The sequence below is a fragment of the Nocardia sp. NPDC058244 genome (genome assembly GCF_042882065.1).
Classification (GTDB): Bacteria; Actinomycetota; Actinomycetes; order Mycobacteriales; family Mycobacteriaceae; genus Nocardia.
Genome location: NZ_JBHVWX010000012.1, coordinates 44,128 through 57,844, shown reverse-complemented (window position 1 = coordinate 57,844; position 13,717 = coordinate 44,128). Strand labels below are relative to the sequence as shown.

General features: G+C 70.9%; 11 protein-coding genes and 1 pseudogene. 4 read left to right on the top strand and 8 right to left on the bottom strand.

Annotation, left to right across the window (positions count from 1 at the left end; all coding sequences use genetic code 11):
* The first annotated feature begins 107 nt into the window (after nucleotides 1-107).
* Complete coding sequence (locus ACFVW6_RS31190) at nucleotides 108-359, top strand: hypothetical protein (RefSeq protein WP_355279975.1); 252 nt, start codon at nucleotides 108-110, stop codon at nucleotides 357-359.
* A 58-nt stretch (nucleotides 360-417) separates the two neighbouring features.
* Here the strand turns inward: ACFVW6_RS31190 and ACFVW6_RS31185 are convergent, their stop codons facing one another.
* Nucleotides 418-1,512, bottom strand: a complete 1,095-nt coding sequence (locus ACFVW6_RS31185) for a hypothetical protein (protein ID WP_378833377.1) — start codon at nucleotides 1,510-1,512, stop codon at nucleotides 418-420.
* A 245-nt stretch (nucleotides 1,513-1,757) separates the two neighbouring features.
* Nucleotides 1,758-2,273 carry a peptide-methionine (S)-S-oxide reductase MsrA gene (gene msrA, locus ACFVW6_RS31180; RefSeq protein WP_378833381.1) on the bottom strand — a complete coding sequence of 172 codons (516 nt, stop codon included), beginning with the start codon at nucleotides 2,271-2,273 and terminating at the stop codon, nucleotides 1,758-1,760.
* Nucleotides 2,274-2,482: 209 nt separating this feature from the next.
* Between msrA and ACFVW6_RS31175 the strand changes: the two genes are divergently transcribed.
* Nucleotides 2,483-2,908 carry a carboxypeptidase-like regulatory domain-containing protein gene (locus ACFVW6_RS31175; protein WP_378833383.1) on the top strand — a complete coding sequence of 142 codons (426 nt, stop codon included), beginning with the start codon at nucleotides 2,483-2,485 and terminating at the stop codon, nucleotides 2,906-2,908.
* A gap of 110 nt (nucleotides 2,909-3,018) precedes the next feature.
* The gene (locus ACFVW6_RS31170) at nucleotides 3,019-4,974 is read left to right on the top strand and encodes a GMC family oxidoreductase N-terminal domain-containing protein (protein WP_378833386.1); all 1,956 of its coding nucleotides are present in this window, start codon (nucleotides 3,019-3,021) and stop codon (nucleotides 4,972-4,974) included.
* Here ACFVW6_RS31170 and ACFVW6_RS31165 read toward each other — a convergent pair.
* Together ACFVW6_RS31165 and ACFVW6_RS31160 are read right to left on the bottom strand one after the other, a co-directional pair.
* Complete coding sequence (locus ACFVW6_RS31165) at nucleotides 4,971-5,351, bottom strand: DUF742 domain-containing protein (RefSeq protein WP_378833388.1); 381 nt, start codon at nucleotides 5,349-5,351, stop codon at nucleotides 4,971-4,973. The two genes, ACFVW6_RS31170 and ACFVW6_RS31165, sit on opposite strands and share 4 nt — an antisense overlap.
* Complete coding sequence (locus tag ACFVW6_RS31160; RefSeq protein ID WP_378833390.1) at nucleotides 5,348-7,360, bottom strand: nitrate- and nitrite sensing domain-containing protein; 2,013 nt, start codon at nucleotides 7,358-7,360, stop codon at nucleotides 5,348-5,350. Before ACFVW6_RS31160 ends, ACFVW6_RS31165 begins: the two co-directional genes overlap by 4 nt.
* A 239-nt stretch (nucleotides 7,361-7,599) precedes the next feature.
* Between ACFVW6_RS31160 and ACFVW6_RS31155 the strand changes: the two genes are divergently transcribed.
* The gene (locus ACFVW6_RS31155; protein WP_387793475.1) at nucleotides 7,600-9,012 is read left to right on the top strand and encodes a serine/threonine-protein kinase; all 1,413 of its coding nucleotides are present in this window, start codon (nucleotides 7,600-7,602) and stop codon (nucleotides 9,010-9,012) included.
* A 104-nt stretch (nucleotides 9,013-9,116) separates the two neighbouring features.
* Here the strand turns inward: ACFVW6_RS31155 and ACFVW6_RS31150 are convergent.
* The 4 genes and pseudogenes from ACFVW6_RS31150 to ACFVW6_RS31135 all read right to left on the bottom strand — a co-directional run.
* Nucleotides 9,117-10,262, bottom strand: a pseudogene (locus ACFVW6_RS31150) (AAA family ATPase); the annotation flags it as partial.
* Nucleotides 10,259-11,740, bottom strand: a complete 1,482-nt coding sequence (locus ACFVW6_RS31145; protein WP_378833395.1) for a hypothetical protein — start codon at nucleotides 11,738-11,740, stop codon at nucleotides 10,259-10,261. The pseudogene ACFVW6_RS31150 and the gene ACFVW6_RS31145, both read right to left, overlap by 4 nt.
* Entirely contained in the window at nucleotides 11,737-12,822 is a 1,086-nt protein-coding gene (locus ACFVW6_RS31140) for a hypothetical protein (protein WP_355279947.1), read from the bottom strand. The genes ACFVW6_RS31145 and ACFVW6_RS31140 overlap by 4 nt, the downstream gene beginning before the upstream one ends.
* Nucleotides 12,819-13,619: a hypothetical protein gene (locus tag ACFVW6_RS31135; RefSeq protein WP_378833398.1), complete on the bottom strand. Its 801-nt coding sequence runs from the start codon at nucleotides 13,617-13,619 to the stop codon at nucleotides 12,819-12,821. Before ACFVW6_RS31135 ends, ACFVW6_RS31140 begins: the two co-directional genes overlap by 4 nt.
* Between the last annotated feature and the right edge of the window lie 98 nt (nucleotides 13,620-13,717).

The window sequence follows — 13,717 nt, the reverse complement described above, 5'->3', positions numbered from 1 at the left end:
CCTTGCCCTGAGACCCCGAGATTACCCGTAGGTACCGATCCGCAGATTTCCGGCAAATCGCCCGACCGTGGAAAACTGTGCGCCGCTGGACAACTGAACGGAGCACCATGAAATTCGCCGTCACCCTGGGATCGGCCGCCGTCGCGGCCTTCGCCTTCGCGATCGTCACGCCCGCCGTGGCCACCGCCCAGCCGTCGGGTAACTGCCACAAGTCCTACTCTCCCTGCCTACCGATCGTCAGCGATGTCGACTGCGAGGGCGGCAGCGGGAACGGGCCGGTCTACACCGGGCGCGTGCAGGTGATCGGGCCCGACGAGTACGGCCTCGACCGTGACGGCGACGGCATCGGCTGCGAGTAGGTACGAAAAAAGGGGGCGTGCGATGCGGTTGCATCGCACGCCCCCTTCGTGTTCGGGGTCAGCGGTCGATATCGGGACTGCTGGGGCCCTCGCCCGGCTTGCCCAGGTCGGGGCCGCCTTCGGGGCCGCCCGGAGTGCCGTAGCCCGGGCCGGTGCCGTAGCCCGGCTGACCACCTTCGGCCGGACCGCCGTATCCGGGCTGACCACCCTGCGCCGGGCCACCGTAGCCGGGCTGACCACCCTGGGCCGGTCCGCCATAGCCGGGCTGACCACCCTGCGCCGGGCCGCCGTAACCGGGCTGACCACCCTGCGCGGGGCCACCGTAACCGGGCTGACCCGGGTAACCGGGCTGACCGGGGTAGCCGGGCTGTTCGGGGTAACCGGGCTGACCCGGCTGGCCGAATCCCCCTGCGGGCCCGCCGTACTGCTGCGGGTAGCCGGGATCGGCGACGGCCGTCGCCCCGCCGACGACCGGACCGCCGGTCACCACCCGGTAGGCGTAGGTCGAGGCGATGATCGTCAGCGGGATCGTCACCAGCAGGCCGAGGCCGCACAGCAGCGCGCCGACGATATTGATGCCGAACAGCGCCAGCGTCAGCAGCAGCAGCGGTCCGGCATTACTGGATATCGCCGAGAAACTCGATTTGATCGCCGTCACCGCGTCCTGGTTCCGGTCGATCACGAACTGCATCGTCCACCAGGTGAAGAACGCGATCACCAGACCTGGCAGGATGCACAGCACGAAACCGATACCGGTCGCCAGACCGACCAGGATGCCGGCCAGGATGATCGCGCCGACATTGGTGAACTGGAAGAAATCACCGAATCCCGGTTTCCGCCCGTCGGTTTCGTGCAGCGCGCCGCGCACGAACGCGGCCGAGATCAAATAACCGATGATGGCGCTGACGACGGTCCCGATGAACTGCCAGATTCCGAATCCGATGCTGATGCCACCGTCGGCATCGGTATCGGTCGTGTTCCCCAGGCCGAACAGGAAGTTGATCGCCACCTGGATGACGAACGCGATCAGCACGATCGCGATCCACACGACCGCGTTGTTCTTGAATTTGTCCCACCCGTAACCGATGGCGTCGCCGACACCGAGTTTCGGCCCCGCCGGTGGATACCCGGGTTGCTGCTGTCCATACGTCATCCGAATCGCATCCCCTCACCTTGTGCGACGGCCGAAACCGCCGATATGAGTCTTCCGATCCGGCGCCACGGTCACGCCGACACAGGTGATCATTTCACACGACCCGCCCGACATGCGGTTTTCCTGCGCGGACCCCGCACAGCGAGTAATTCGCTCGAGCCGTCGCGGGCATTCGAGCGAAATCGCGTCAGCGCCGCCGAGCGGGCGTCGGCGGGAAAACAATGTCGGGCGGGAGTGTGACCGGGTTACTGCTCGGCGGTGGCCCGCTTGGGGAGCTTCCAGCCGGGGCGGGGGAAGTGGCAGGTGTAGCCGTCGGGGTAGCGGATCAGGTAGTCCTGGTGTTCGGGCTCGGCGTCCCAGAAGGTGCTCGCTGGGGTCACCTCGGTGACGACCTTGCCCGGCCACAGGCCCGAGGCGTCGACGTCGGCGATGGTGTCGATCGCCGTGCGGCGCTGGTCCTCGTCGAGGTAGAAGATCGCCGAGCGGTAGCTCGAGCCGATGTCGTTGCCCTGCCGATCCCTGGTGGTGGGGTCGTGGATCTGGAACAGGAACTCGAGCAGGGCCCGGTAGTCGGTCTGCGCCGGGTCGTAGTCGATCTCGACGGCCTCGGCATGGCCGGGGTGGTTGCGGTAGGTGGGGTGATCGTTGCTGCCACCGGTGTAGCCGACCCTGGTCGACAGCACGCCCGGTTGACGGCGGATCAGGTCCTGCATGCCCCAGAAGCATCCACCGGCCAGAATCGCCTTGCGGGTTTCGGTCACGCGTCCTCCTTCGTAGAGCTCCACGGTCGCACAGAACGGCCACAACCGCCTCTATGGAACTCCCCCGACGGGCCCGGAATTCCCGCCAGTAAGCTCGCCGCGCGAGCGATACCTCAGGAACATCCGTGTGTGCCCCAGCGTCACCGAGGAAACAGGAGGAAGTCGGCGAAATGCCACGTAGCGTCGTTGCCCGGTATTCGATGATCGGATTGGCCGCAGCCGCTCTCACCGCGGGTGCGGTGACCAGCGCGGGAGCCCATCCCGGCAGCACCGACACCGTCGAGCAGGCCACGTCCTGCGAAGCCAGACAATCGCGACAAAACGACCTAGCGCTACGCTCGCCCGACCCGGCGGCCACCGGCCAGATCGACGCCGTCCTGCTCGACGAGACCACCCGTGGCCCGATCGCCGGCGGCAAGGTGGTCCTGACCGGCTTCGACGCCTGCGGCGACACCATCCATCGGCACCTGTCCACCGGCGCCGACGGCCAGGTCAGCTTCCGCGGCCTGCAGCCCGGCCGCTACCAGCTGACGGCCTCGCCCGGCGCGGCGAAGACGGTCGCCACCGCCGATGTCGAACTGTCGACACCGACGCTGAAAACGGTGCAGTTCACGGTCGCCACCGGCCGCCGTTAGCCGCCGATCGGGCCGGGTGCGCGCCGCCCGGCCCGAAACCCGTTGACACCGAGCACGCCCGCAGCACCCGTGATACAAATCACCCCAGAGTGAGAAGGGGTGGTTTCCGTATGGAACCAACAGCCGAACAGCGCGCGGCGCTCGGCCTGATCTGTGACACATTCCTCCCGGGCGACGAGCTCGGATTACCACCGGCGACCGCGCTCGGCACGGTCGACACCATCTTCGGGATCCTGGGCCGCAACCCGCGGGAAGCGGACCAGAAGCAGCTGGGAATGTTGTTGGGGCTGTGGGATTCCCGCGCCTTCGGCCTGCTGACCGGGAGCGGTTTCCGGCGGTTCTCGTCGCTGTCGCAGGAGCGCAGGGAGGCCGCCCTGCTGCGGCTGGCCGATTCCGGGCTGGCCCCGGCGCGCGCGGTGTTCCAGGCGCTCAAGCAGGCGTCGCTGCTGGCCTACAACGTGACTCCCGGCCCGACCGGGGTCAACCCGCTGTGGGAGCGGATCGGCTATCCGGCGCCGACCGGGCCGCTGGCGGACGCCCCGGCCCCCGCGCTCACGCCGCAGCGATTCACCGCGGCGACCACCCTCGACTGCGATGTCGTGGTGGTCGGTTCCGGCGCGGGCGGCGGCGCGGCGGCCGCGGTACTGGCCGAGGCGGGCCTCGACGTGGTGGTCCTGGAACGCGGGAACTATTACGACGACAAGGATTTCGGCAACGGCGAGCTCGACGCGCTGACCAGCCTGTACGCCTCGGGCCCGCCGGCCTCGGCGGAGGGGCAGATCACGCTGGTGGCGGGCTCCTGTCTGGGCGGCGGCACCGTCGTCAACTGGAGCACCTCGCTGCCCACCCCCGACAACGTCCGCAAGGAATGGGCCGAATCGGGTGTCCCGCAGTTCGCCGACGACGAGTTCGGCGACGCGCTCGACACGGTGCAGCGCCGGATCGGGGTGACCAGCGGCCGGTCGCCGCTCTCGGCCCGCGATGGCATCCTCGAACGCGGCGCCAAGGCGCTCGGCTGGGACGTCGACACCCTGCCGCGCAATGTCGGCGACGCCTGCGACGCCGCGGTCGAATGCGGGCGGTGCGGCTACGGGTGCAGGCTCGGCGCCAAGCAGTCGGTCACCAAGACCTGGCTCTCCGACGCCGCCGGGCACGGCGCGCGCCTGGTGGTCGACGCCGACGTCCGCACGATCACGGTGAAAGCCGGTCGGGCGGAATCGGTCTCGGCCCGCACTTCCGACGGCGTCGAGATCACCGTGCGGGCCCGCGCGGTGGTCGTCGCGGCGGGCGCCATCCAGACCCCGGCGCTGTTGCAGCGGTCGGGCCTGCGCAACAAGAACATCGGCAAGCACCTGCGCCTGCATCCGGCCGCCGCGGTGTTCGGGGTGTTCGAGGAGGAGATCCGGCCCTGGGAGGGCGCGCTCCAGGCCCGGATCAGCAGGCACCACGCCGATCTCGACGGCAACGGCTACGGCGTCATCTACGAGACCGGGCCGATCCATCCCGGCCTGGCGACCGGGTTCATGAGCTGGCGCGGGGCGGCCGCGCATCGCGCCACCATGCTCGACTTCGCGCGTACGAACTCGATCGGCGTGATCACCCGCGACCGCGATCCGGGCACCGTCTCGATCGACGGCAGCGGCGAGGCCGTGGTGAAGTACCGGCTCTCCGACTACGACGCGAACCACCTGCACACCGGCATCGTCGGCGCCGCCTCGGTGCTGGAAGCCGCAGGGGCGCAACGCATCTACTCCGGTCATCAGGCAGGCATCTCGTTCGAGCCCGGCGTGCGCGGCTCGCTCACCGAGTTCGACGCCGCCTGCAAGAAGGCGGGCTACGGGCCGGGCCGGTGTTCGCTCGGCGCCCTGCACATCATGGGCTCGGCCCGGATGGGCGGCAGCGCGGAGCTGTCGGCGACCAATCCGGACGGCGTCACCTGGGACGTGGACAACATCGTCGTGGCCGACGGGTCCAGCTTCCCCACCGCACCGGGCGTGAACCCGATGGTGACCATCGAGGCGATCGGCTACATGAACGCCAAGCGACTGGCGGCCAGGCTCGGCTAGCCGTCGACCCGGCGGATCCCCGCGAGAACGGCCCGCAGCACCCCGAGGTCGGCACTGCCGACCGCGCGGTGCTGCGGGGCGCGCGCGATCAGCCTGCCCTCGTCGATCAGATCGGTGATCAGCACCTTCGCCAGGTTCAGCGGCAGTCCCAGGTGCGCCGACACCTCGGCCACCGCCATCGGGGTCCGGCACAGCTCGACGATCGCGGCGTACTCGGGTTCGGTGCGCCGCAGTCGTGTTCCCGCGCCCGCGTCGACCAGCAGGGTCGTGAGGTCGAGTTCGTCGCGCTCGGTCCGGCCGCGCCCGCGGGTCACGGCGTAGAGGCGCACGATCGGCCCGGCGTCCTCCTCGTACCAGTGCTCGCGCTCGTCGCTCATGCGCGCGGGGTGACGACGGGGAACTGGCCGGAGATCGGCGCGGACTGGTCGGTGGCCTCGGCCAGCGCCGAGGGGATCAGCACGATCGCGCGCACCCCGCCGTAGACCGATTCCGACAACCGCACCGAGATGTTGTGCCTGCCCGCCAGTTTCGCGACGACGAACAGGCCGAGCCGGGAGCTGCCCGACAGCGTCGTCACGCTGAATTCGGGTGGGTCGGCCAGCATCGCGTTGCGCTCGGCGAGATCGGCTTCCGGCATCCCGAGGCCCTGGTCGATGATCTCCACCGCGATGCCGCGCCCGACCACGACCCCGGACACCGTCACGTGCGCTTCCGGCGGCGAGAACGCCGTCGCGTTGTCCATCAGCTCGGCGAGCAGGTGGATGACGTCGGCGACCGCGTGGCTGGCGATGCGCACCTCGGGCAGCTGCTTGGTCTGGATCCGGGTGTAGTCCATGCTCTCCGCGATGGCGCCGCGGACCAGCTCCAGCAGCGCGACCGGATTGCGCCACCGTCGGCCCGGCTGCTCGCCGCCGAGGATGATGAGGTTCTCGGCGTTGCGGCGGGTGCGGGTGGCGAGATGGTCGAGCTGGAACAGCAATTCGAGCTGGTCGGCGTTGCTTTCGTCGCGTTCGGCGCGGTCGAGCAGGGCGAGCTGGCGGTGCACGACCACCTGGCTGCGGTGGGCGATATTGAGGAACACGGTATTGATGCCCGCCCTGGTCTGGGCTTCGGCGATCGCCGCCGACACCGCGGCCAGGTGTGCCCGGTTGAACGCGGCCGCGACCTGGCCGAGTTCGTCGGAGCCGAAGTCGAGCCGGGAGGTCTCCGCGCGCGCCTCGACCTGCTCGCCCGCCGCGAGCCTGCGCATGAGGTCGGGCATCCGCTCGTCGGCCAGTTCGAGGGTGTCGTGGCGCAGCCGTCGCATGCGGCCGATGAATCGGTTGGCCAGGACGAGTGCCACCAGGAAGGCACCCACCGCGAGCAGCGCGACCAGCGCCCCGCCGAGCAGCGCGTTGCGGGTGTCGGTCTCGCCCTGCTGACGGGCGATGACGTGGGCGTCGCCGCTCTGGTCCTCCCACAGCTGCTGCAGGGCGAGGTTCACGTGCCGGGTGGCGTCCTGCCAGCCCGCCAGGCTCAGCGGCAGTGCCGCGTCGCCGCGATCGTTGCTCACGGGACCGCGCGTCACCAGCGCGTCCTGCATCGCGGTGACCTGCTGCCAGTCCGTGCTCGCGGTGATCGCGCCGAGCTGCGCGAGCCGGGTGCCCTTCAGCACCGTGGCCGAATAGGCCACCTCGCCACGGAACTCGCCGACCCGGCGACCGAAGTCGGTCAGCTCGGCCGCCGACATCCGGCCGTTGGTCAACGCCACCGAGCCGAGGGTGTCGGCTTGCGAGAGCGCCTCGGCGGCCCGCAACTGCTCGACGCCGTAGCCCAGTTCGATGCCGATCTTCGCGTCCGGCGCCACCCGGGCCGCCAGCACGGACGCGGCGACGATGGTGCCGATCACCTGGGAGAAGAAGGTGAACACCTGATCCGGCGGGATCTGGAGCGCGTCGACGCCACCGCGCACCGTCGGCACCATGGCGAAGAGCTTGTTGTAGCCCTCGATGTCCTCGGCCGAACCGTCCGGATTGAGCTCGCGCGCGGCGTCACCCTTGGCCATCACCGCGGCGAGCGCCTCGTCGGACCGCTGGCGGGCGGTGACCAGGGCGGGCGTGGACGGCGGGTCGCCGGCCAGCCGCAGCAGCGAGAGCCTGCGTTCCTCCTGGAACGCCGACACCATCAGGATCGCGGGCCCGGTGGTGCTGCTGGCCAGCTCGGCCCATTCGGTGGATTCGCGCGCCGAGTCCACCAGGTACACCGCCGCGCCACCACCGGTGACCAGCAGGATCACGCTGGAGATCAGCACGATGGACAGGAGCCGGATCCGTACGCTCACCCGGCCGCGAACGCCGCGCCCGCCCGTCCACGACTTCCCGAGCAACGAGCTACGCCAGTTCTTCACACCGAAACTTTCCGCTCCCGGAGCCGCCCCCGGCGCTCCGCTGCGTGCCCGCACCCGCGAAACAGACGACCCGGCACGCTTGTCTTCGCGCAGAGACTAACCGACCGCCCCCACCCGCGCGCGGTTTGCGCGGACCCCGAAAACCCCACCCCGTCAAGCAAACTCGCAGCTTACCCAGCGTGAACCGTCACGTGATCCCAGCGCGCGGCGCGACGACGCCTATGCTGCGTGGTCACGACATGGAGGAAACAAGGGGATCGGTGACAGCCGTCGACGAGACATTCGCCGGATACCGCATCGAGAGCGTGCTCGGGCGCGGTGGCATGGGAACGGTCTATCGCGCCCGGCATCCCCGGCTGCCGCGCAGCGTGGCGTTGAAGGTCCTCGATCCGGCGGTATCGGCCGATCCCGAGGTGCGCGGGCGCTTCGAGCAGGAAGCCGCCATCGTCGCCGGGCTCGAACACCCCGGGATCGTCGGCATCTTCGACCGGGGAGCCGACCACGGGCGGCTGTGGATCTCGATGCCGTTGATCGAGGGCGTCGACGCCACCCGGCTCGACCCGAGCACCCCGCCGGACCTGGTCCTGCGATACATCGCCGAGACGGCCGCGGCGCTGGACTACGCGCACGGCCAGGGGGTGCTGCATCGCGACGTGAAGCCGGCCAACATCCTGGTGGCGGCGCCCGGCACCGCTGATTCCCGCGCCGTGCTCACCGACTTCGGCATCGCCCGGCTCGTCGACTCCGGCACCAAGCTGACCGTCACGGGCACATTCACCGCGACCCTGGCCTACGCCTCCCCCGAACAGCTGGCGGGCGAAGTGGTCGATCACCGGTCCGATCAGTACTCGCTCGCCTGCACGCTGTACGCGCTGCTGGCGGGGCAGCCACCCTTTCCGGCCACCAATCCGGCCCAGGTGATCGCCGGTCACCTGTCCGCGCCGGTGCCGCGGTTGAGCACCGCGCGGGCCGGGCTGGCGCCCGCGCTCGACGCCGTGCTCGCGCGCGCGATGGCCAAGCGGCGAGCGGAGCGCTTCGGCGGTTGTGGGGAGTTCGCCGCCGCCGCACGGGATGCGCTGCTGTACAATATCTTTCCCGCGCAGTCGGTCCAGTCGGCGGCGGCAGGCGGTGCGCACACACCGCGTTCGGCGCCCGCGGCCGAGGTATCCGGGGGCAGCGCGAAAGCCGTGGCCGTGATCAGCCTCGTGATGGGACTGATCTTCGGATTCATCGGCCTGTCGATGTTCGGGCACCTGATGCGGATGCAGCCGACCGACACCTCCTACGTCGGGTCGGCGATGACCTATGACGAGGACTTCCGGCTGTCGCTGGCGGCGGTGGTGGCAACCGTTCCCCCTGCCGCGCTGTCGATCGTCGGCGGCGTCGCGCTGCTGCTGCGCAGGCGAGCGGGCCGGGTCCTGGTCTGCGCGGGTTCGGTGTGGCTGTTGCTGGCCGCGGTGGGTGTCGCGGGGTTCGCGCTGGTGACCGGGGAGACGGATTGGCTGGCCGCCGCGGGATTCATCGTGATCCTCCCGCTCATCGTGATCTCCGGCGCCCGGTCGGCGGAGACCACGCGGTGGCTGGCGCGACGGCGCCAGTTCAGTGTTCCCGCCCGCACCCGATGCCGGGTCAGGTGGCTCAGCACGGACTGATTCGCCTCCCAGCCGTCGGGGAACTTCACCGGGACGCCGAGGTGGACGGGTTCGGCCGAGGGGTGGGCGTCGAGGAGTTCGGGGATGCCCGCCCGGCCGACCAGGATGCAGGCGTGGCGGTGCCGCGAAGCGAGCACGCACAGACGGCCCGCCTCGAGGTGGAAGGCGCTGGCGTCGCGGCGGCCCGAGAGCGGGTGCAGCACCAGGGTGACGTCGTATTCGCGGCCCTGGAGCCGGTTGGCGGTGTCGACGGTGACCGGCTCGGCGGCGGTGCCGCGCAGCGCGGTGCGCACGGCGTCGGCCTGATCGCGGTGGGCGGTGCCGATGGCGACGCGGTCGACGGTGACCGGGTGGCTGCCGGATTCCGAATGCGCGGTGGCGCCGCGCTCGATCAGCCGGGCGGCGATCGCGGCCAGGGCGTGCACCGCCTCGCGATCGGTGCGCAGGGTGTGCCGGGCGGGCAGTTCGTACCAGCCCCAGCCCGTCGCGGCCGCTTCCTCGAGTACCGCGTCGATCGGTCCGCCGAGGCCGCGCGTCGTGAAATCCATGCTGCGGTCGCCGAATCCGGTGCCGGACTCGAAGCCGGTGAACGGGTAGAAGGCCCGCGAGACGACCGGCGCCGCGGTGGCGGGCAGCCGCCACGACACCGGCAGCCGGTGGATCGGGATGTTGTCGTTGTTGGCCAGCATCACGCTCACCGCGCTCATCGTGGGGTCCCAGGTGAGCCCCGCCCAGCGCGCGGTCTCGACGGTGGCGAACGGATCGAGCTGCCCGGGATCGCCGACGAACAGCCCCCGATCGAACCGATTCGCGATGCGCAACAACATGTCCGAGCGCATCTGGTACGCCTCGTCGATGATCGCGTGCGACCAGCTGCCGTCGGTGATGGTGGCCCACTTGGCGGCGGTCCCGATGACGATCGTGCGGTCGGCCAGGTCGGCGGGCTTGGTCGCGACGCGGACGTTCGCGTGCTGGTCGACCCGCTCGCTGATCACGTACGCGGTGCTGGAGAGGCGGCCGATGCGCATCGCCGGATCGGCCCCGGCGAGGCGGTCGATGAGGTCGTCGACCTGCTCGTTGGTCTGGGCCACGATCATCCGCTGGTCGTCGTCCTCGGCGAGCTGGCGGGCGGCCCGCACGACCAGCGTGGATTTGCCCGCGCCGGGCGGCGAGTCGACGACGATGGCGCGATGGCTCGCGTCGCGCAGGTCGGTGAGAATGTTCGCGACGGCCTCGTCCGGTGTGGTCATTGCAGCTCCTCCCCTTCGTCGTCGGTGGGCGGCGCCCATTCCGGCGGCGGACCACCGTGCGTCCAGGGGGTGTCCTCGCGGGCGGGCAGATTCAGCTGACCGTTGAACGGCGTCGGCGAGAACCGCGCGAACCCGAGGGCCTCACCGTCGGCGGGCACCGAGCCGGGTTCGGCGACGAGCTTGCGGCCCATCCCGCCCGAGAGTTCGAGCACCATGCCGTCACCGTCGATCTCGACGACGACCCCGCTCTGCTTCGGCCGCTCCACACACGTCAGCTCCTCGCCGACGACCGCGAGGAACGGATCGGTGGTGCGGATGTGGATGTGCGGGCGCAGTTTCGGGCGCGCGCCCGAGCGGTCGACGCGATCGGGTTCGCTGTGCACGACGGTGCCGCGGAACGCCGCCCCGGTGACCCGGTGCTCGAGCATGCGCAGCGGATCGTCGAAGGCGCACTGGGCCTGCAACGCTTCCAGCGCCCGCTCACGTTCGAGCAGCCTGCGCACCGCGCGCACGGCCGGATCACGCCGGGCCTGCGGGGTGCCCTCGGCCACCTCGGCCGCGAAATACGAGAAGGCGCCGCGGTCGTCGGTCCACCGGTTCGCCACGCTGGCGCCCGGCGGCAGCGCGCGCAGCAGGTCGAGCGCCCGCCACATCAACTGCCAGGTGGGTTCGAGCTGGCCGCGCAGCGAGCGCTCGAGCCGTTCGGCGGCGACGGCGCGCGCGTTCTCGTCCGTGGCGGCGTTGTAGGCGGCGATCAGCGGCGCGAGTTCCTCGTTGTCGAAGCCGGGATCGGTGGCCGGGCCCGCGGGCGGGGACTGCAACGGGTCCTCGGCGATGGCCGCGGCCTCGGCGCCGGTGCGGCCCGGCGGCGGATCGATCCAGCCGAGCAAGGCCGCGAGATTGCCGTCCTCGAGCGCGGATTGGCCGGTGGCCCAGTGGGCCGAGAGCGCCGAGGTCAGCGCGGGCAGCACCGCCGACCCGGGGTGTTCGGCGCGGTCGCCGAACCAGGTCAGCCAGCGGCCCAGCAGCGGAATCGAGACGGGCACCGGGTTGTCGCCGTCGGTGCGGTGGAAGCGGACCGAACGGCCGAGCAGCTTGAGGAAGTTCACCCCGCCCTCGTTGGGCGTCCAGATCTGGGGCGCGTCGAGGCAGCGGGTGTAGGTCTCGCCCGCCTTGCTGGTGAGTTCCTCGCTCTCGGCCAGGAACGACGAGAGATAGGGCAGCACCACATCGGCCAGCTGCTCGATGAACCGCAGCCGCAGCACCCGGTCGCGCGGCTGCGGCACGATCAGCACGTTCTGGTCGCCGCGCGCGGTGCCGATCATGATCGCCAGCGGCGCCGCCGCCTCACCGGCCAGCCGCAGCGGCACCGCCACCAGCGGCCGCTCGGCCAGATGCAGGTGCCGCACCGCCGCGGTGGGCTGCGCCCGGCCCGCGCGGACCGCCTCGGCCTTGGCGAGGGCCGACAGCACACTCATCCCGCGATCTCCAGGCGCAACCGGTGCGCGGTGCGCAGCATGGCGGTGATGTCGGCGTGCTCGGGCCCCGGTTGCAGCGTCCCGTCGGCCAGGCCGAGGACGGTGTGCAGGTTCTCGATGCCGCCGACCTCGTCGCACACGCCGCGGCCGAGCGCGTCGACCGAACCGCAGGTCCTGGCCTCGTCGCGGCAGGCGAAGGCGAGCTCGCAGCTCGACATGCACTCGGGCGCGTAGCGGGCGGGGATGGCCGCGATCGTCTTCTCCAGGTCCTCCCCCGGCGCGAAGGTGGCCTCGGGCGGCAGCAGCTCGAGCAGGTCGGGGATGGCGGTGAGCCGGGTCAGCTGCCGGGAGACGACCGCGAGCTGCTTGCGCAGGTCGACCAGGGCGGCGGTGGGCCGGTTGGTGAAGTCCTTCGCGCACACCAGGATCGTGTTGTGCGAGACCAGCTCCGGTGACTCGCCGATCTCGGTCATCAACTCGCGCAACGCGATCACGTACACCGCGGACTGGCGCGCGGCCGCCGCGACCTGGGCCGGGTCGGCCTGCCCGTCGATCACGGGGAACGCCTTGATCTCCACGACGTGGAACTTGCCGTCGAGCTGCACGGCGACCACGTCGGGCTCCAGATAGGCGGTGGCGCCCGCGATGTCGAGGCGCAGCATCGGGTGGTCGAACAGGGTGCCGTCGCCCGCGGCGATCGTCGATTTCAGCAGCTGCCTGGTGCGCTGGTACCGCACGGCGTTGCCGGTGTTCTCGCCGACGGAGTTCAGGTCGTGGTAGGCGACCTCGGGGATGGTGAGGCCGAGCGTGTCGCGCAGCAGGGCCAGCAGTTCGGCGCACCCGTTGGCCTTCACCATCGACTCGAAGGCGTTGCCGCGCGTGATGGCGAATTGCGACTGACCGAACTGTGGTGGGAAACCGAGCGATTGGGCGATCACGGTCTTGTCCACCGCGGCCGCGTCGAGCAGGGCGCGCCGGGCACACCCGGGATTGGCCGTGAGCGCGGCGATGGTGCGGGCATTGTGCCTGGTCGCGGGCGCCGCGCCGCGCAAGTGGTCCAGCTGTGCTGCGAGAGTGCTCATTTCACCTCGATTCGTCGCCGGTCGGCCACCCCGAGCCGAACACCGAATAGTTGTGCGGCCGGATCGGCCAGCTGCTCGGCCGCCCGGCGCGCGGCCGAGAGTCGTTGCCGCGCGTCCTCGTCCGCGTGCACCGCCAGCTCGCGCCGCGCGGCCTCGATCACCTCCGCCGGGTCCAGTGTGTCCGGAGCTCCCGACACTCCCGGTATCGACACGGCGAGCCGCCACAGTACGCGCTGACCCGCCGGGGTCGTGGCAGGCTGCGCCGACAGATGGTCGGCCAGGCGGATCGCCGAGGTCAACAGGTCGACGCGCGGGCTCAACGGCCCCACCATCCGGCCCTCCAGCGGCCACGAACTGACGGCCATCAGCCCGCGCGCCGGCGCCAGCAGATCCGTGGTGAGCGCCGCGCAGACGTAGTACGGACGCGCGTAGGGCGCCGAGCGGAACGAGCGTTCCTCGTCGCGGCGCAGGCTGGTCAGCCGGGCGGGCAGCAGTTCGCCGGAGAAGAACGCCTCGTGCACGGCGAGGACGAGTTTGGGTGAGGACGGCACCGAGAGCAGCGTCAGCGCGCGGTGCACGTGCTCGCGCACCGGCACGGCGGGCGCGTCGGCCCGCTCCGGCGCGGCGGCGGGTTCCGGGATGGAGCCCAGGACGACCGCGTCCCAGGCGGATTCGGCTTTGCGCAGTTCCGCGCGCAGCTGACGGGCGGTGGCGCGATCACCGGACGCGGCGGCACGGCGCACCTCGCCGCGGAGGTCGGCGATGCGCGCCTCCAGCTCCTCGGCCGTGTCCGTCACGAGCGTGAGCGTAGGCAGTGGTTCCAGTGTTGTCCAGTGTTTGCCAGTATTCACCAACGGATTGCCATGCGGGTCACACCGCGAATCGGCCCCCGTGA